Annotated in this window: 12 protein-coding genes; 8 read left to right on the forward strand and 4 right to left on the reverse strand. The window is 47.1% G+C overall.

From position 1 onward, the window contains the following. Both GO493_RS13300 and GO493_RS31350 read left to right on the forward strand, forming a co-directional pair. Entirely contained in the window at positions 1 to 870 is an 870-nt protein-coding gene (locus GO493_RS13300; RefSeq protein WP_157306669.1) for a TraB/GumN family protein, read from the forward strand. A gap of 289 nt (positions 871 to 1,159) precedes the next feature. Beyond that, positions 1,160 to 5,902, forward strand: a complete 4,743-nt coding sequence (locus GO493_RS31350) for a translocation/assembly module TamB domain-containing protein (RefSeq protein WP_157306670.1) — start codon at positions 1,160 to 1,162, stop codon at positions 5,900 to 5,902. A gap of 52 nt (positions 5,903 to 5,954) precedes the next feature. On the opposite strand, the gene GO493_RS13310 is transcribed toward GO493_RS31350, so the two are convergent. Then, positions 5,955 to 7,157, reverse strand: a complete 1,203-nt coding sequence (locus GO493_RS13310) for a bifunctional 3,4-dihydroxy-2-butanone-4-phosphate synthase/GTP cyclohydrolase II (RefSeq protein ID WP_157306671.1) — start codon at positions 7,155 to 7,157, stop codon at positions 5,955 to 5,957. A gap of 372 nt (positions 7,158 to 7,529) precedes the next feature. On the opposite strand from GO493_RS13310, the gene GO493_RS13315 reads away from it, so the two are divergent. The 6 genes from GO493_RS13315 (at position 7,530) to GO493_RS13340 (ending at position 15,953) form a co-directional block, all read left to right on the forward strand. Further along, complete coding sequence (locus GO493_RS13315) at positions 7,530 to 10,766, forward strand: TonB-dependent receptor (protein ID WP_157306672.1); 3,237 nt, start codon at positions 7,530 to 7,532, stop codon at positions 10,764 to 10,766. A gap of 91 nt (positions 10,767 to 10,857) precedes the next feature. Beyond that, positions 10,858 to 11,565 carry an alpha/beta hydrolase-fold protein gene (locus GO493_RS13320; protein WP_157306673.1) on the forward strand — a complete coding sequence of 236 codons (708 nt, stop codon included), beginning with the start codon at positions 10,858 to 10,860 and terminating at the stop codon, positions 11,563 to 11,565. A 74-nt stretch (positions 11,566 to 11,639) separates the two neighbouring features. Further along, the gene (locus GO493_RS13325; protein ID WP_157306674.1) at positions 11,640 to 12,737 is read left to right on the forward strand and encodes an ATP-grasp domain-containing protein; all 1,098 of its coding nucleotides are present in this window, start codon (positions 11,640 to 11,642) and stop codon (positions 12,735 to 12,737) included. A 65-nt stretch (positions 12,738 to 12,802) separates the two neighbouring features. Next, positions 12,803 to 13,903: a carboxylate-amine ligase gene (locus GO493_RS13330; RefSeq protein WP_157306675.1), complete on the forward strand. Its 1,101-nt coding sequence runs from the start codon at positions 12,803 to 12,805 to the stop codon at positions 13,901 to 13,903. 17 nt (positions 13,904 to 13,920) lie between these two features. Continuing rightward, the gene (locus GO493_RS13335) at positions 13,921 to 14,742 is read left to right on the forward strand and encodes a type 1 glutamine amidotransferase (RefSeq protein ID WP_157306676.1); all 822 of its coding nucleotides are present in this window, start codon (positions 13,921 to 13,923) and stop codon (positions 14,740 to 14,742) included. A gap of 17 nt (positions 14,743 to 14,759) precedes the next feature. Next, positions 14,760 to 15,953: a hypothetical protein gene (locus GO493_RS13340; protein WP_157306677.1), complete on the forward strand. Its 1,194-nt coding sequence runs from the start codon at positions 14,760 to 14,762 to the stop codon at positions 15,951 to 15,953. A gap of 37 nt (positions 15,954 to 15,990) precedes the next feature. Here the strand turns inward: GO493_RS13340 and GO493_RS13345 are convergent, their stop codons facing one another. Genes GO493_RS13345 through GO493_RS13355 form a run of 3 tightly spaced genes read right to left on the reverse strand, consistent with a single transcriptional unit; the run spans position 15,991 to position 19,833 of the window. Beyond that, positions 15,991 to 17,625: an FAD-dependent oxidoreductase gene (locus tag GO493_RS13345; protein ID WP_157306678.1), complete on the reverse strand. Its 1,635-nt coding sequence runs from the start codon at positions 17,623 to 17,625 to the stop codon at positions 15,991 to 15,993. Between the two features lie 18 nt (positions 17,626 to 17,643). After that, positions 17,644 to 18,363, reverse strand: coding sequence for an SGNH/GDSL hydrolase family protein (locus tag GO493_RS13350; protein WP_157306679.1), 720 nt, complete (start codon positions 18,361 to 18,363; stop codon positions 17,644 to 17,646). Between the two features lie 48 nt (positions 18,364 to 18,411). Next, the gene (locus GO493_RS13355) at positions 18,412 to 19,833 is read right to left on the reverse strand and encodes a RagB/SusD family nutrient uptake outer membrane protein (RefSeq protein WP_157306680.1); all 1,422 of its coding nucleotides are present in this window, start codon (positions 19,831 to 19,833) and stop codon (positions 18,412 to 18,414) included. Between the last annotated feature and the right edge of the window lie 16 nt (positions 19,834 to 19,849).

Below are 19,849 nucleotides of genomic sequence, written 5' to 3' on the forward strand. Positions count from 1 at the left end.
ATGCTCCGTAAAACAACGTGTTTCCTGTTATTCCTGTGCAGCTTTTTCAGTATCGGCCAGGCACAATCTGTTAAAAAAACCTCCCTGCTCTGGGAAGTATCGGGTAATGGCCTGCAGCAGTCCTCCTGGCTTTACGGCACCATCCATATTACCTGCCCGGAAGACCTTCAGTTCTCTGCTGCCACTCAATCTGCTTTAAAGCATTCCAAACAGCTCTTCCTGGAAATTGACCTGGAAGCCCCGGATGCCATGGCGCAGATGCAGCAAAATATGATGTTGCCGGAAGGACAATCATTTAAGTCCCTGCTGCCTGAAGCAGACTACGCATTACTGGCAACCTGGTTCAAAGATTCTGTGCATGTTGATATAGCACAACTGGACAGGTTTAAACCCATTGTTGCTGTTTCATTACTTTCACGCTATTTGCTGGGCGGCACCTGTGCGCAGATCACTTCTGTTGAAGCTGCGTTAACGAAACTGGCAAAGGAATCAGGCCTGACCGTCAACGGACTTGAAACTATCCCTGAGCAGATGGCGCTGTTTGACAGTATTCCTAATACAGAACAGGCAACATCACTTGTTAAAACGCTGAAGGAACGGGATAAATCGCGGGAGATGATGCAGCAACTGATAGTGGCTTACCGGAAAGGGGATGTTCAGGCATTACATGATCTGATATCATCAACACCAGAAATGGAGAATTATACGGACCTGCTCCTGTATAACCGTAACCGTAAATGGGTACCAATACTCAATGAACAGATGCAGAAAGGCCCTGCTTTCATTGCTGTAGGTGGTGGTCACCTGGGCGGGACTAACGGGGTGATTGATCTGCTGAGAAAAGAAGGCTATACTGTAAATCCGCGCTGATCATATTCATAAGAAATAAATTTGAATATATACGTTCCTTAAAACGAAGCATCTTTTCAAGGAACTGCTGTTCAAAGAAATGGGCCCGCCTCAGGTGGGCCCATTTCTTTGAACCAGGGATAAGTTAATTTTAATATTTAATAAAACTTTCTGAAGAGAGTGTTCCCCGGTCTATGGACTAAATACTATTTTTGCCGGATTAAATGTTGCTGCGCTGAAAAAGGTACGTAAAATATTACTGATCATCCTCCTGAGTATACTGGGCCTTGCCATCCTGACGGGTGTCCTGGTGAACATCCCTGCTGTACAGAACTTCCTTGTACACCAGACCACCAAAAGGCTTTCAGAGCAACTGAGAACCCGGGTGGAGATAGATCATGTAGACATACGTCTTTTTAACAGTCTTAAACTGGAAGGTACGCTTATAGAAGACCGTCATAAGGATACCCTGCTTTACGCGAAAGTGCTGCAACTCAGGATAACGGACTGGTTCTTCTTCCAGGAGAAACCGGTTATCAAGTTCATAGGCCTGGAAGATGCAGAGGTGAACCTTGTACGCCTTAAAAACGATTCTATCTGGAACTACCAGTTCATCATAGATGAATTCAGCACTCCTCCTGATACTACCCGGCGGCCAAAGAAAAGCAGCGGCATTTCACTGGACCTCCGGAAGACAGACCTCCGTAATGTACGCATTAACCAGATAGACGCCTGGGTAGGCGAAGACATGCGTGTAGCTGCTAAACGCATTTATCTTGACGCCAAGAATCTTGATCTGAAACTACATAATATCGATATACAGGAACTGACGCTGGACGATCCTATCTTCATCATTTCCCGTTATGCTTCCTCTCCCCTGCGTAGAAAGAAGCCGAAGGCGCCTAAGGAAACGCTGGTGGATACAGCCGCTATTCCTGCCCTGCGCTGGAACAGCGAGAACTGGAAGCTCCTGGTCAAAGAGATCAGTATCAACAATGGTACATTGGGTGTAGATGACCTGGAAGATACAACTACTGTAGAAGAAGGTTATTTCGCTCCGAATCATATCCGTTTTAACAAGATCAACCTGGAACTGACCAATACCAGCCTGGTAAAGGACAGTATTCTGGGAGACCTTGCCATGAGCACCAGGGAACGCTGCGGTTTTGAAGTAAAAAAGCTTACTGCGCGGTTTAAAATGTCGCCCGTAGAAATGGAGTTCTCGCATATGGACCTTCTGACTCCCCGCAGTCACCTGCGCGACTACTATACCATGCAATATGCTGACATCAGTGATATGAACGACTATGTGGACCTCGTATACATGCGTGCCCACTTTGTGAACAGCAAGCTCTCGTCTGACGATATTGCCTACTTTGCACCGCCACTCTCTTCATGGAAGAAGGAGATATCGCTTAACGGTGACGCCCGCGGGCCTGTCAGCAATCTCAAAGCCAGCAACATAGACCTGGAAGCCGGCAGCACTACCCGACTTAAAGGTGGTCTTGAAATGCGTGGCCTTCCTGATATCAACGATACTTATATCGACTTCTCTGCAGAAGAACTGATCACTACCGGACCGGATGTACAGAGCTTCTTCCCCGAACTGAAAAATATTGATCCTGTAAGGCTGGACCGCCTTTCCAACATCCGCTTTGCAGGTAGTTTCACTGGTTTCGTGAATGACTTCGTAGCCTATGGTAAATTCCAGACCAACCTGGGCAACGTCAACTCTGACCTTAACTTTAAGACCAGCAAGGACGTACCGGTATATTCCGGTAGCCTTACCACGGCCGACTTCAACCTGGGTTCTCTGCTGGACGTACCTGACCTTTCCACTATTTCCCTCAGCGCCAAACTGAACGGGGAAGGCTTCAACTTTAAAACACTGAAAGCACAGGTAGATGCAGATGTACAAAAGATATCCCTCTACAACTATACATACAGCAATATTACTACCAAGGGTGAGATGAACCGTAAGTTCTTCAATGGCGCCCTTACCGCCAAAGATCCTAACCTGGACATGGATTTTGCCGGTACTATTGACTTCAACCAGGCGGTACCTGTATTCCATTTCAACTCAGAGATCAGGCACAGCAACCTCAAAGCCCTGCAGCTCATGAAAGATTCCATGACGCTGCAAACGAAGCTGGACCTTGATTTTGCAGGCAGTAATATCGATAACTTTGACGGCTCTGCCAGGGTGTATGATATGTCTCTTTACAGGAAAGGCCGCCGTTTGGAATTTGATTCACTTAATGTATCTACCAGCCAGGAAAACAACGTCAAGGTACTGAACATACGAGGCAGTGAGATAGGCGGGTATGTAAAAGGGAACTATAGCTTCATGCAGCTGCCTGACGCCTTCAAACTCCTGCTCAACAAATATTATCCCAGCTATTTCCCTGAAGTACCGGCCACCGGCCTTCAGCAGGATTTCACCTTTGCCTTCCAGCTGGGAGAAGCAGATAAGCTGGTACGAGGACTGACAGATAACCAGATAGGCGGATTTGATCATACCACAGTGGAAGGTTCCCTTAATACCATCAAAGGTAATCTCGCCCTTAACCTGGCGGTACCCAGCGCTTATTATAACACTTATCATATTGAAGACCTGCTGCTGAAAAGCACTGGCAACTTTAACAAGATAGATATCAGCACCAGTATAGGGAAAGTAATGTCGGGCGACCGTACACTCCTGCAAAACCCACTCATCCTTGCCAACTCAGGACATGATACTTCTTACATCAAAGTAGACCTCCAGGCGGCAGACAGCTCTACGCTGGACGGCTTCTATGCCCGGGTGGTGACGGTGAATGACGGGGTCAAGATCAGTTTCCTGAACAGCGCTTTCACTGTCAACGAACGTCAATGGAATGTTACGCCGGGTAATGAGATATACTGGAGCAAGCATTTCCTGACCATCCATAACCTGCAGGTGACCCGGAATGAGCAGAGTGTGACTGTAGAGACGAATGAGTTCAACCCGGATGAATCCCGTTTTATTGTCAGCCTGAAGAACCTCAACCTGGCAGATGTAATACCTGCGCAGCTTACCACGATGCGTATAGAAGGATATGCTGATGGTACTATCAATATTTCTGATCCTACACAGAACCTGGACATAGATGCCAGCATCAGTACCAGCGAGCTGCGTATTGACAATGACTCCATCGGTCTGGTTACTTTCGAAGGCGGATACCGCCAGGAAACAGGAGATGCTACTTTCGCTGTCAGATCAGATAACCCGGGCAAAGCTTTCTTTGCAGAAGGGCTGGCTGGTCTTACAGAAACCAATAACAGGCTTGCCGCCAATGTGGAGCTGAATGGCGCCTCCCTCAATATGGTGGAACGTTTTGTAAATGATTATGTAACAGATCTTAAAGGAACGGCCACCGGTAAGCTGGCTATTACCGGCACAACCAAACAACCTTCCGTAAAAGGTAATATCAAAGTAGATAATGTGGGTGTGAAGGTGCTATACCTCGGTACCCAGTATACTATTCCCCGCCTCAACATCAATGTGGATGACAATCTTATTGAGTTCGGCAACTTTACCATTGTAGATAAGAACAACAGTAAAGCCTCTGCCAGCGGATACATTGCACATGATCATTTCAATAACCTGAACTTTGATTTTGACGTAACCGCCCGCAACTTCATCTTCCTGGGCACGGGTGCGGAAGACAGCGATCTCTTCTATGGAAACGTTATTGCAGATGGCAAGGTTTACTTTTCCGGTCCGCTGGAAGACCTGCAGCTGCGTATACAGGCACGCCCTTCCAGGGGAACGCATTTCTATCTCCCGCTGTCTGACAGCAAGGAAATAGGCCGTTCAGACTACATTACGTTCAAGTCTTACGGTACTGAAATGAAAGAAGAGAAGAAAAAGAAAAAGGATAACGTCAAGCTCAACGTAAAACTGGATATATCTGCTACACCGGATGCACAGATAGATGTGATCATGGATGCTGCCTCCGGCGATATGATCTCTGCCAACGGCACAGGTAACCTGCAGATCAATGTGAATACGGAAGGTGATTTCACTATGTTCGGCAACTACGAGATCAACAACGGTTCGTATAACTTTACCCTGCAACGTCTTACCAGCTGGAAGTTTGACATAGATAAAAGCAGTTCTATCACCTGGAATGGAGATCCTACTGAAGCAAAAGTAGATATTCATGCCAAATACACCCTGCCTAAGGTCAGCCTTTATAACCTGGTGGGTACTGCTTCTACGGCGAGTGATAAGCTTGCTACCCGTACGGAAAGAGTAGATATTCTTATCAACCTGCGCGGAGAGCTGATGAAACCGGATATCACTTATGCCATCAACCTGCCGGAAGTGGGCTCTCTGGCTTATGAAAGTGGTGTAGCAGCTAAACTGCGGGAAGTGAACCAGGACCAGAACAAGGCTCTCCAGCAAATGGCCGGCTTGCTGCTCTTTAACCAGTTCCTTCCGGATGATCCTAACTCTGCAGGTGCGGCGAACGTAGCTATTACAGGTAAGAACAGCGTGGGACAGGCACTCAGCGCACAGGCTTCTGCTATTCTTAACAATATTACCGGCGCCCTGCTGAAGAACAGTGGTATCGGTATCAACGTAAATTACCGCGCCTATAATATAGGCAGCCAGGATAATGCCTCTATGGACCGTAACCAGGTGAGTGCAGGGGTGACAAGTAACCTGTATAACAACAGGATAAGATTGTATGTAGGTGGTGACTATGACTGGGGAAAAGCGGCGACTTCTTCCAATGCTAACCGTTTTGCGGGCGACTTCAGGGCTGAATACCTTCTGACGCCGGAGGGACGTATACGTATCAACGCTTTCAGTAAATCAGATTATGATGTTTATAACCTGGTGAACAGGAATAAGGCAGGGGTAGGTATTTCGTATGTACGTGAGTATAATAAATTTGCGGAATTGTTTAACGAGAAGAAGCGGAGGAGGTTTATAGATTCACTGCGCAGGGCTGAGGCTATCAGGCAGGAGGAGCTGGAAAAGCAGAATTCGAGGGATAAGCTGGATAGTACCAGGAAGCAGTGATTTCCCCCCGTTTCTTTAAGATTGCTGGCTGACCAAAGGTCAGCCAGCGCAATTATCCCTTTAATATCTCATGACCAAGTTTATCTCTCTTGGTTTTCAAATAAAACTCGTTATGCGGATTAGGATGCACTTCAATAGCCACATTTTCAACTACTTCTAAACCGTATCCTTTCATACCGGCTCTCTTTCTTGGATTGTTAGTGATGAGTCTCATCTTGGTGATGTCCAGATGCCTCAGGATCTGTGCTCCTACACCATAATCACGTTCATCCATCTTAAAGCCCAGTTCCAGGTTAGCCTGTACGGTATCTCTGCCTTCTTCCTGCAGCTTATATGCTTTCAGTTTATTCAGCAGCCCTATGCCGCGGCCTTCCTGGTTCATGTACAGGATCAGCCCTTTACCTTCTCTTTCAACCATTTCCATGGCTTTATGCAGCTGTTCACCACAATCACAACGGAGAGAATGCAGGATATCGCCTGTTACACAGGATGAGTGGATGCGTACCAATACCGGATCTCCTTTTTCCCAATCTCCTTTTTTCAGCGCCATATGGGTTTCCCCGGTGTTCAGCTGTTTAAATGCAATCAACTGGAAATCACCGTATTCGGTGGGCATGTGCACACGTACCTGCTCTTCAATAAGCGTCTCCTTTTCAAGGCGGTACTCGATCAGGTCTTTGATAGAGATAAGTTTCAGATCGAACTGGGTAGCTATTTCACGCAGTTGTGGCAGGCGGGCCATGGAGCCATCTTCGTTCATGATCTCTACCAGGACGCCGGCAGGTTCAAAGCCGGCCAGCCTGGCCAGGTCTATAGTAGCTTCTGTATGGCCGGTACGGCGTAGTACGCCTCCGCTTTTTGCTTTCAGGGGGAAAATATGCCCGGGTTTACCAAGTTCCTCTGGACGGGTATTGGGATCAATGAGCGCCTGTACAGTTTTAGCCCTGTCATGCGCAGAGATACCAGTAGTGCAACCGTGTCCGAGTAAATCGACTGACACCGTGAATGGTGTCTGGTGCAGGGCAGTATTATCGCGTACCATCATTTCCAGCTTCAGCTCTTCGCAACGTTCTTCCACTAATGGCGCACATATTAATCCACGGCCATAACGGCTCATAAAGTTGATGATCTCCGGCGTCACATTCCTTGCTGCTGTTATAAAATCCCCTTCGTTTTCCCTGTCTTCGTCGTCTACTACTATGACCAGCTTACCCTTTCTGATATCCTCTATAGCTGATTCTATTGTATCTAACATAGCTCTTCTGTTAAGTTAATGTGCAAAGTTATGGTAAAAATGTACCAATACCACTTTCCCGGCAGATAGTAAATACTCTTCCCATAATACATTGATCTTTTAGTCATATAAATATTTCTCTCCGTATTAATATTAAATACTCCCGTCCGCCATAATATTATAAGTATTAAAAAGATTCCAATTCGATTTTTTAGAATTTCTGCCCTGAATTATTAAACAAACTCGACGAAATCACTGTTAAAAGTTTCATCTGTCCAAAATAGTTCCCAATAAACTCAATACGGTCAACAGCTTAACAATTTGTTAATTTATAGTTAAAATCTATCAAAGATAATTTATCAACTTTGCCTTCATAAATCAAACTGCTCAAATATGGGATTTAAACGACTACTAACCACATTCATTGTACTGTTTAGCATGTGCTACTCCTATGCACAGGTCACCACCGGTGGTATGACTGGTGTGGTAAAAGACGAAAAAGGAGAACCATTGATCGGAGCAACGGTAAAAGCCGTTCACACCCCTTCAGGTACCGTATACGGTACTACGACCCTGGAAAATGGCCGTTACAACATCCCTAACATGCGTGTAGGCGGTCCGTATACTGTGACAATCAGCTATGTAAGTTTTAAAGAGCAGCAGATCCCTAATATAAATCTGCCATTGGGACAGACCTTCAGGATTGATGCAGTAATGGAAAGCTCTGCTACCTCTCTTAAGGAGCTGGTAGTAAGTGGTAAACAAGACCCTACCTTTAACAGTTCAAGGACAGGAGCCACTACCACTATTAACAGGGAGCAGTTGCAAAACCTGCCTTCCCTGAACAGAGGTATTGCAGATTTCACCAAATTAACGCCACAATCAGGTAAGGGCCTGAACTTTGCCGGCCGTAACGCCCTGTACAACCGTTTTACTGTAGACGGATCCCTGTTCAGCAACGCATTTGGTCTTTCTGAACTTCCAGGCGGACAAACAAACGCACAGCCTATCAGCCTGGACGCTATTGATCAGCTGCAGGTGAATCTGGCGCCTTATGATGTGAAACTGAGCGGTTTCACCGGCGCTAACATCAACGCGGTAACAAGAAGCGGTACCAACGAATTTTCCGGTTCTGTGTATTCTTACTTCAAAAGTAAAGCCCTGACCGGTTCCAAGATCCGTAAAGTGGAAGTAGCTCAGAACGATTACAGCCTGAAACAATATGGTTTCCGCCTGGGAGGTCCAATCATTAAGAACAAGCTGTTCTTCTTCGTTAACGGTGAACTGGAAAGGCAAACTTCTCCCGGCAGCACCTGGCTGGCCAACGACGGTAGCAAAACCGGTTCTAACGTATCCAGGGTAAGAACTACTGCGCTGGACTCTGTAAGGGCGGCTCTTCTGGCGGTAGGTTATGACCCGGGCAGCTATGAAGGTTATGAATTTGAGCAGAACAATGATAAAGTTACTGCGAGAATAGACTGGAACATCAGTGAGAAACATAAACTGAACGTTCGCTATTCATATATGAATGCTTTAAGGGATATTGCTCCAAGTACTTCCAACTCCCGTTCAAAAGACAACAGGGGCCGTGGTCCAAGCGCCAACTCTCTGATCTTTGAAAACATGAAGTACAGGCAGCATAACAAGATCAACTCTGTTGTAGCTGAGCTGAACAGCACCTTCTCCAATAAATATTCCAATAACCTTTCTGTTACTTACAGCGCATTCCGCGACTACAGGGAAACCTTTGGCGGTAAACCATTCCCGGTAGTAGATATTGAGGATGGCAGCGGTGCTAACTATATTTCTGCCGGCTCTGAACCTTTCAGCGGACTGAACTCTCTGAAACAGGACCTGTTCCAGGCGGCCAACAACTTTAATATCTATGCCGGCAAACACACTATCACATTGGGTGTTGCAGGTGAATATTTCCGTTTCGAAAACGGTTTTGCACAGTTCTTATACGGACAGTTCCGTTACAATTCCGTGTCTGACTTTGTAAGAGCCAGCCAGGGTGAGGCTGTAAATCCGCTACTGTATCAGCTGACGTATTCAGCGCTTCCGGGCAATCCACGTCCGGTAGCCAAGCTTTCTGCTGCACAGGCTTCAGTTTATGCACAGGACGCTTTCCAGGTAATGGATAACCTGCGTATCACTTATGGTTTAAGGATAGACATGCCATGGTATCCTACCAAGCTGGCTTCCAACCCGATTGTTGATACTATGACCTTCCGCAACGGTGAGAAGCTTGATGTAGGTAAACTGCCCGGCACCACCCTGCTGTGGTCTCCGCGCGTAGGCTTCAACTGGGACATCATGAACGATCAGCGTTTCCAGCTGCGTGGCGGTACCGGTATCTTCACCGGCGCTATTCCTTATGTATGGGCAGTTAACCAGGCTGGTAACAACGGTCTGCTGTTTGGTAATGAGAACTCTACCAACCCTGCAAACCGTCCGTTCAGCGCAGATCCGGCAAAATACATTCCTGCTAACCCGTCTGCTACGCCAAACTTCGCGATCAACGTAATTGATCCTGACTTTAAATACCCACAGGTATGGCGTTCAAACCTGGCAGCTGATGTTCGTCTGCCTGGCGACGTAGTAGCAACAGTAGAAGGTATTTATACCAAAGATCTGAATGCTGTATTCCATCGTGATGCCAACCTGAAGAACCCGGTGGGTAAAACAGTTGGTGCAAACGTTCGTGATACATTCCCCGGCGGAAGTGCAAACCGTATCAACCCGAGGATCACTAACGCTATTGTGCTGGATAACACTACCAAAGGTTACTCTTACTCTTTGTCACTGCAGCTGCAGAAAGCATTTGACATGGGTCTGTATACTTCAGTGTCTTACACCTACACCGGTGCCAAAGACCTGACTTCCAGCCCCGGTTCACAGGCTGCCAGTGCATACAATGGTAACCAGATCGTAAACGATCCTAATACTCCGGTGCTGTCATACACTAACTACCTCGTAAAACACAGGGTAGTAGGTATGCTGTCTTACTCAGTGAAATATGCAAAACTGCTGGGTACTACAGTATCTGTGATCTATGAAGGCTCTCCGTTTGCTGACGCGTTCAACAACAGCCGTATCAGCTACACTTATGCAGGTAACATCAACAAAGATGGTTCTACCGGTAATAATGACCTGATCTATGTTCCAAGAAGCCAGAGTGAGATCGCTCTTATCCCTGTAGATGCGAATGATACCCGTACAGAAGCTGAAATATGGAATGACCTGAATGCTTATATCTCTGCAAATAAATACCTGAACGGCCGCAGAGGTCAGTTTGCTGAAAGGAATGGTGGTCAGTATCCATGGTTCCACAGGTTTGATGTAAGGGTAATGCAGGATGTAGATTTTGGCAGGATCTTCCCTAAATCCAAGAGCAAGATCCAGATCTCTCTTGATATCATCAACTTCTCTAACCTCCTGAACAGCAACTGGGGTATAGCTCCTGTTCCAAGGGCTACCAGCTTCCTGACCTGGAGGGATTTCAAAGGTCCTGACGGCGCTCCCCGCTATTCTTTTGCTAAACCAGTTTCCAACAGGCAGTTTATCGACGATACCGGTATCCTGTCCCGCTGGCAGATGCAGCTGGGTGTACGTTACATCTTCAACTAATTTTCTTTTTTATGATAAAAGGGCTGTTTCCTTCATCACAGGGAACAGCCCTTTTAATTTTAGCCAGACTTTTTTTGTTATATTTATAACAATGCGTGAAGAACACTACAAATGGTATTCCCCACACCTGGGCCGTGACTTCGAAATGCTGGTATTCGGAGAGGAAGGCTATCCCCTCATCCTCTTCCCTACCTCCATGGGCCGTCACTACGAACACCGTGAAAGAGGCCTTATCAACGCACTGCAATGGTTCGTTGACCAGCAGCTCATAAAGATCTACTGTCCTGACAGTATAGACACCCACAGCTGGTACAACATCCATATTCCTCCGGCAGAAAGGGCCCTGAACCACTCCCGCTACGATAACCTGTTACGCCATGAAATACTGGAACGCGTGTCTGCCGATACGGGTGTAGAACGCATTGCCGTAGCCGGCTGCAGCTTTGGAGGATATCATGCGGCCAACTTTGCTTTCCGCTATCCCGAGAGGGTTTCCTACCTGTTCAGCCTGAGCGGTATTTTCGACGTGAAATTCCGCCTGGACGGTCATTATGACGATAATGTGTATTATCATAATCCTATGGACTACATGCGTGACAATCCGCATGAAGCACTCTGGCGCATGGGTATTATACTGAGCGTTGCGGGTAGCGACGTGTCCCGCGGCCAGAATGAACAGATGTCCGGCATACTGACGGGTAAAGGTATTTCCCACTGGCTGGATATAAGGCATAATATGTCCCATACCTGGGCATCGTGGCAGGACCTCCTGCCCTACTACCTGTCGCTGATCAAATAACTGGTTGGCGCGAATATTGATTTTTTATCAGCTTCCGGATCATTGGATAACCATCATAAGAAAACCTCTCAGCAATGAAGAAAATAGGCATTCTCTTTGGCCAGGAAAACAGCTTTCCACAGGCCTTTATCGATCGTGTGAATGAGAAACAGATAGACGGCATCACGGCAGAGCCGGTATCCATTGATAAAGTAATACAGGGCCTGCCATCAGGATATGCTGTGGTAGTTGACCGTATTTCGCAGGATGTTCCCTTTTACCGCACCTGGCTCAAACAGGCTTCCCTGGAGGGTACCGCCGTGATCAACAATCCGTTCTGGTGGAGTGCTGACGACAAGTTTGTCAACAACGAACTGGCCCTGCGCACCGGTATACAGGCGCCTAAAACGGCCTTGCTTCCCTCCCGGGAATTACCATTGAATACCACAGATAAATCCTTCCGGAACCTGGAATACCCGTTTGACTGGGATGCTATTTTCGATCATATTGGTTTTCCCGCATACCTGAAGCCATATAACGGCGGAGGGTGGAAACATGTATACAGGATATATGACCGTGAGGAGTTCTTTGCACAACATGCCCGCACCGGCCAGCTGGTCATGATGCTCCAGGAGGAGATAAAACATGAAGCTTATTACCGCTGTTATTGCATTGGTGGAAAATATGTACGCATCATTCCATACGATCCCTACCAGGCAGATCAGCAACGTTACCTGACGGAAGATAAAGGCGACAGCGCCCTGATAACGGCCATTGCAGACCAGGTAGCGCAGCTGAACCAATACCTGGGTTATGACTTCAACAGCGTAGAAATAGCTATCCGAAACGGCGTTCCTTATGTGATCGACTTCTGGAACCCTGCACCTGAAGCAGATCCTAATATCATTGGCCAGGAAAACTTTGAATGGCTGACGGAAACCGCCGCCAGCTATGCCATTCTCCGCGCGCAGCAGCAAACACCCGGCACAGATAACCTGACCTGGGGTAAATTTCTCCAGCATGCAGTACATGGAGAACAGACCGTTATCGTACCCGGCAAGAAAAAGACCGCAGCCAAAAAAGTGGCTGTATCTCCGGCAGTGACACCTAATGATGCTCTTTCTGAACCCACTCTGACAAAAGAACCTGCTCCTAAAAAAACACCGGTCAAAAAGACGAAAAAGAAAGAATAACTTTGGTAGCCGGCAACGTTCCTGCTTAGAGAGGAAATTGCCGGCAACGCACTGAAACACACCACATGCTTAAGAATTTCACCCTCGGGATAGAAGAGGAATATATGGTCATGGACCCGCATACGTTTGAATTACGGTCCCATGAACAAAAGATCGTTGAACATGCCCATAAGGTGATCAATGACCAGGTAAAGGCCGAATTTCACCAGGCAGTGGTGGAAGTAGGCACCCAGGTTTGCGCCAACATAGATGAAGCCTGCAAAGATGTCTCTTCCCTGCGCAGGACCATAGCCCAGATAGCCGGCGATCTTGGCTATTCCGTAGGCGCTTCCGGTACCCATCCCTTCTCTGAATGGGAACTGCAGCTCATCACAGACCATCCCCGTTATTTTGAGATCGTCAATGAAATGCAGGATGCTGCGCGTTCCAACCTGATATTCGGACTGCACGTACATGTAGGCATGGAAAACAGGGAAATGGCCCTGCACATTGCCAACTCTGTACGCTATTTTCTGCCACATGTTTTTGCGCTCAGCACCAACTCCCCTTTCTGGGAAGGCAGGAACACGGGATTTAAATCATACCGCACCAAAGTATTCGATAAATTTCCCCGCACCGGCATACCGGACTTCTTTGCCAGCATAGAAGAATATGATAAATACATACAACTGCTGGTAAAGACCAATTGTATTGACAACGCAAAAAAAGTATGGTGGGACCTCCGGGTACATCCTTTCTTCAATACGGTAGAATTCCGCATTTGCGACGTACCGCTCACCGTGCAGGAAACCTGTACCCTGGCAGCCCTTTTCCAGGCTGTATGCGCCAAGATCTATAAACTGCGTATGCAGAACCTCAACTTCATCATCTATAACCGCGCACTTGTTAACGAGAACAAATGGAGGGCTTCCCGCTATGGAATAGATGGCAACCTGATAGATTTCGGCAAGGAAACTGAGATCAACGCCCGCACCCTTATTAATGAGCTGCTGGATTTTGTGGATGATGTTGTGGATGACCTGGGCAGCAGGCATTTTATAGAATATACTCATCATATTCTTGAAAACGGCACCGGCGCTGATAAGCAACTGGAGGTATTCCAGCAGACAGAGAGCCTGCAATCGGTTACCGGCTTCATCATTAATCAGTTTCTCAAAGACTGCTAAACTTGTAACTTTGTGCTATGAAACCTTCTAAGCAGCACTGGAAAGTGGCCGTACTGGATATGTATGAACAGGTCCCTAACGAAGGGATGCGTTGTATAAGGGAAGTACTGACAGATTATGCTGCAAAACATGCCTTACAACTGGAATTTCATGAGTTTGAAGTAAGAGTGCAGCAACAATTCCCTGACCTTTCATATGATATCTACATCTCTACCGGAGGCCCTGGTAGTCCGCTGGACAGCGAAGGCAGCGAATGGGAAAAGCAATATTTCAATTTAATGGAAGAACTGATGGAGTGGAACAATACAGCTGAAGAGAAGAAGCCGATCCTGCTGATCTGCCACTCCTTCCAGCTGATGTGCCGCTACCTGGGGCTTGGCAATGTATGCCGCAGAAGATCGCCTGCTTTTGGCATCTTCCCTGTCCATAAAACCAGTGCTGGTGAAGAAGAGCCTGTATTTACAGAATTACCGGAACCTTATTATATCGTAGATAGCCGTAACTGGCAGGTGATAGAGCTCAATTACGAAAGAATGGAAGCCATAGGCGCCCGTGTACTGGCCATTGAAAAAGAACGCCCGCATGTACCACTGGAACGGGCTACAATGGCTATCAGGTTCAGCGACCACTGTATTGGCACACAATTCCACCCGGAAGCTGACGCTACAGGCATGCGCATGTACCTCATGCAGCAGGAAAAGAAAAACCAGGTCATCACCAACTACGGCGCGGAAAAATATCACAGCATGCTGGAACAACTGTCTGATCCCGACAAGATCATGCACACACATAACTCCTTCATACCGGCTTTCCTGGATACAGCGATTTTTAATCGATAACAATTTGCTGATTACTTATGATCCCCACACTCCGTTCATATTACAATCATAACTTCACCCACCGCAAATACCAGGACTTCCTTACCGCCCTGGCCACAGAAGCCGGCGAAGCGCCAGCTTTTAAAGTAGCGGAAACCCCGGTATTTATTCCCGCAGCCCTTGCAGCAAAACTGATACAGGCCTGCGACCAGGTGACAGATGTAATAGTACGCTCCGATTTCAAGGAACTTACCCGCAATGCTATTCCGAATAGTATGAAAGTTCCGCATGAGAATGATCACCCCCATTTCCTGGTAGTAGATTTTGCCGTTTGCTATGATGAAAAAGGTGAGCTGACGCCCAAACTTATAGAACTGCAGGGCTTCCCGTCACTCTATGCCTTCCAGGAACTGATGGCCCGGCAGTTCAGGGAGCATTTCAGCATACCCGGCACCGTTAGCAACTTCTTTAACGGGCTGGATAAAACGTCCTACTTCGAAATGTTCCGCGAGCTGGTTGTTGGCCCCCATCAGCCGGAAGAAGTAGTACTGCTGGAAGTAAAGCCACATGAGCAGAAGACAAGGATAGATTTCTACTATACACAACAGAAACTGGGTATTACTCCTGTCTGCATCACAGAACTGGTGCAGGAAGGAAAAAAGCTCTACTATGAGCGTGACGGTGAACGTATCCATATCAAACGGATCTACAACCGTCTTATCTTTGACGACCTGCAACGACGGGAAGAAACACTGGGCAGACATGTGAATCTTTTCCATGACCTTGACGTGGAATGGATCACACATCCCAACTGGTTCTACCGCATCAGTAAATATACCCTTCCTTTCATTCACAGTGAATTTGTGCCAAGAAGCTGGTTCCTGCATGAGTTGCCGGTAATACCATCAGACCTGGAGAACTATGTATTGAAACCGCTTTTTTCTTTTGCAGGACAGGGAGTGGTGATTGATGTGAAGCAGGAAGACATAGATAATATAGAAGAGCCGGAAAACTGGATACTGCAGCATAAAGTAGAATACGCCCCCGCAATAGAAACGCCTGAGGGACCTGCTTACTGTGAAATACGGATGATGTATTTCTGGCCGGATAATACGCCACGCCCGCTGCTGGTGCATAACCTCGCTCGTATCAGTAAGAGTAAGATGATAGGTGTTGCGCAGGGGAAAACGCAAAACTGGACAGGTGGAAGTTGCGCTTTTTTTGAAAGCTGAAAATAATTGACCGGGCTTTTGGCCCGGTCAATCTTATTTATATCTTCTGTTTATCCTTTAACAATTGTTTTTTCAACATCTCATAATCAACATCCTGCACTGCCTTCTTACCATCTATAGCCTGCACAGCAGCAGTAGCAGCGCTCTGTCCTAATATCATAAACACCGGTTCCATCCTGATAGACCCGTATGCGATATGTGTGGACGATACACACACCGGTACCAGCAGGTTCTCACACTCTCCTTTCTTAGGTATAATAGCACCATACTCTATCTGGTACGGCTTAGAAATATGTGCCTGTACGTCTCCCTCATTCTGCACCGTCCCATCTGATTGTACATACCGCTGAGTATTATGCGAATCCAGCGTATAAGATCCCATCCCTACCGGTTGTGTTACCACCTTATTTCCCAGTACTTCGTTCTCTGTCATGATGCGCAATCCATTCATTCTTCTGGCTTCCCTGATATACAGCTGGTGAGGCCAGTTGCCATTATCCTTAAACTCATCACGTGACAAACCCCATTTACTCATGCGCTCCCTTATATCCGCCGGTACGCGCATGCTGTTTGTGATAAAATAAAGCAACCCTTTCTGATAGGTTTCATGAGCGGCAATGATTTCCTTTCTTTTCTCATAAGAGGCATCAGGATAATCATAATTCATTCCTATATAATCCATACTGAAAGGGCCATGATTATTCACATCTGTTTTATGATTAGGGATAGGATCAAACTTATTGAAAACCCCTGTCCACCCTGTCTTAAACACGCGCACCAGTAACTCATACTGTGAAGAATCATATCCTGCCGGTTTCTCTATTGCCACCCTGTTCTCCGGATGGTCTGTCAGGCATAAACGAAAACAATAAGCCTGCACTCTCTTATCTCCCTCACCTTGTTTGCCAGGCGGATCGGGGGAGATCAGCGGTAACAGTCCGCTGGCAGGGTCACCTTCTTTTTTGTATGCGTTTACCGGCTTTTCAAAATAATGACCATGATGAAGTACATCTATCTGAACACCGTTGTACTTTTCTCCAAACTCACTATTCGCTTCCCTTCCTACACGATATTTCACGCCGGCGGCGGCCATCAGGTCACCTTCATAAGTAGCGTCAATGAACATTTTACCGGTAAATGTTTTACCACTTAGTGTTTTGATACCGGTGATGCGGTTATTCTTTTTAATAACGCCCTTGTCCCTGTCCAGCCACTCTTCCCGGTAAATGCGTATCCTGTTCTCTTTTACAAAATCCTCGAATACCTGTTCTGCCACGTGAGGCTCAAAGATCCACATGGTACGTTCATTACCATCCATGGCGGGCGTACCCTGTCCTTTGTTACCATATTCAGACTGTTTCTGCCAGTTCCATGAAGCGGGCTCCTGGTAGTGAAGATAAATGCGATGGTAGAACTCGCGGGCCAGTCCGCCGATAACGGACTTATCGCCTGTATCTGTGAAGCCTAATCCTCCGGAAGACAATCCTCCCAGGTGTTTATCCGGCGATACGATAATGACGGACTTGTTCATCCGTATCACCTGCACCGCAGCTGTAACTGCTGCTGAGGTACCTCCGTAAATAATGACATCTGCTGATTCCTGCGGGTTGCTGGCTGTTACAGATCCATTCGACAGTAAAACAAATAATAGCAAGTGTACCAGGTACTTCATAACATGGGCATTTATGGATTAATAAGCGAATAATTTTTTCAGGTATGCGGGATAACTGCGTCCTTCCAGGCCGCCATCGCCAAAGGTGATACTGTCTCCAAAGCAGACCACCCGTTTATGCGGCAGCTCCCGTTGTATAATACAGTCATATATAACCGTAGCCATCAAACGGTATCCTTCCGGTGTAGGATGAATACCGTCCGTCTTGCCGCTGTTGGCTTCATTCTGCAACAGGCTGTCCGGCGCCACGCCAATATTTCCTACTGCTTCAAACACATGATGCATATCCAGCAGCGGCTGCTTTTCTGCATCCGCTATTTTCCTGATCACATCATTCACGGCTTTGTTGCGGGCCTGGTATCCTTCCGGCGCATAGAAGGCCTGTGGATGGCGGGTATACAGGTAGGGCTCATAGCCGGGCAGGATGGTTATCATTAGTAGTCTGCTGCCTGTTTTCCGAATAGCAGAGACTATCTGCCGGAGGTTCTTTTCATATTGAGGCAGGGGAATATGTTTGCGACTGTTCATATCATTGGTGCCTATCATCAGTATGGTCAGGTCTGGTTTATGTGACAGGCAGTCTTTCTCCATTCTTGCCAGCAGGTCTGCAGTATTATTGCCTCCTGTGCCTGCGTTCACAATGAAAGGCGCTTCTTCTCTCCTGTAGCGCAGATACTTATGTTCTAATGAGAATGAAGCGGCCAGTAGACCTGTTTGTAGAAAAGTCCGTCTTTCCATAACGTATTTGGTTTTTGTAATTGATCTGCAATGCCCCAAAATAGATCTCTAATAATCAGGATTCTGATCAAGCTTAATATTTACATCCCTTTCCGTTTGCGGTATGGGGAATAAATAATGTCTTTCACTCACAGTAATAGCCGGGTTCTGTGCTTTCATAGCACTGATCAGCCTCTTCTTCCTGGCCAGGTCATACCAGCGGTGTCCTTCAAAAGCCAGTTCCAGTCTTCTTTCCTGCAATACGCTGTCACGGAACTGGTCTTGCGTCAGTCCTGCAAGGTCAGGCAAACCCGCTCTTGTACGTATCCTGTTCACAGCACTATAGGCGGCTGTATTACCGGCAGCCTGTTCATTCAGCGCCTCAGCATACATCAGCAAAACATCTGCATAGCGGATAATAGGAAAGTTGTTGCTGCCTTCACCATTGGCGGTAGCAGAAGGGTCCCTGTACTTATACACATAGGCGGGAAACACTACACTGGCTGGCGCAGCGGGGGTAGATACAGCAGAATACAGCCGTATGGTCACATCCCTCCTCTTATCTGTCACCCCATAAGCATCATACAGGTTCTTTGTAACGGGGTCATCACCAAAACCGGCAATCCCATTTACCCTGTCAAAGTTAGGACGCATATATCCCTGCATGAAGCTGCCTTCTCCCAATCCGCCACCTACGGCCTGCACTTCAAATACAGACTCTCTGCCATTCTTATTGCCTATCAGAAATACCTGTTCAAAAGCGCTCCACAGATCATATACGCCCAGGTCCATCACCTCTTTACATTTGCCCGAAGCATTGGGCCAGTCTTCACGTGTCAGGTAAACTTTTGCCAGGAAGGCAAGGGCGGCGCCTTTTGTTGCACGGCCAGCATCGCCGCCTGAATATGTTACGGGCAGTACAGCGGCGGCATCGTTAAAGTCGCTTATCACCTGCTGATATACCTCATCGGCAGTATTCCTGGCTACTTCCAGGTTATTCAGGGAAGTGGTTTCCTGCAGGATCAGGGGTACGCCTCCAAACAATCTTACCAGTGTAAAATAGTAAAACCCCCTCAGAAATTTTGCTTCTGCTATATAACGGCTTCTGAGAGCGGTATCCATTGCAATGCCGGGTACATGTGCCGTTACGGCATTACAGCGGTTAATACCTGCATATATGGTACTCCAGACTGACTGGAAGGTAGATGTAGCTGGTGTAAAAGTATATTTATCAAGATCATTCTTGGCCTGGTTGGCGGTAGAACGGCCACCACCCCATTCAGCATCATCCGTGGCCTGGTCCTGCAATATCCACATTACCTGGTTGTACATATTGGCTGTGTTCAGCGGGTCATATGCCGCGCTGACAGCAGCTTTGGCGTCTTCTGCGTTCTTATAGAAGTTATCAGGAGTAAAACTGGATTCCAGTTTCTGATCCAGCAGGTTGCAGGATGCCTGCATCATGCAGATCAGGATGAAGAGCTTTTTCATAATACTTGTAATTAAA

This window comes from Chitinophaga tropicalis (assembly GCF_009758205.1).
GTDB classification, from domain to species: Bacteria; Bacteroidota; Bacteroidia; order Chitinophagales; family Chitinophagaceae; genus Chitinophaga; species Chitinophaga tropicalis.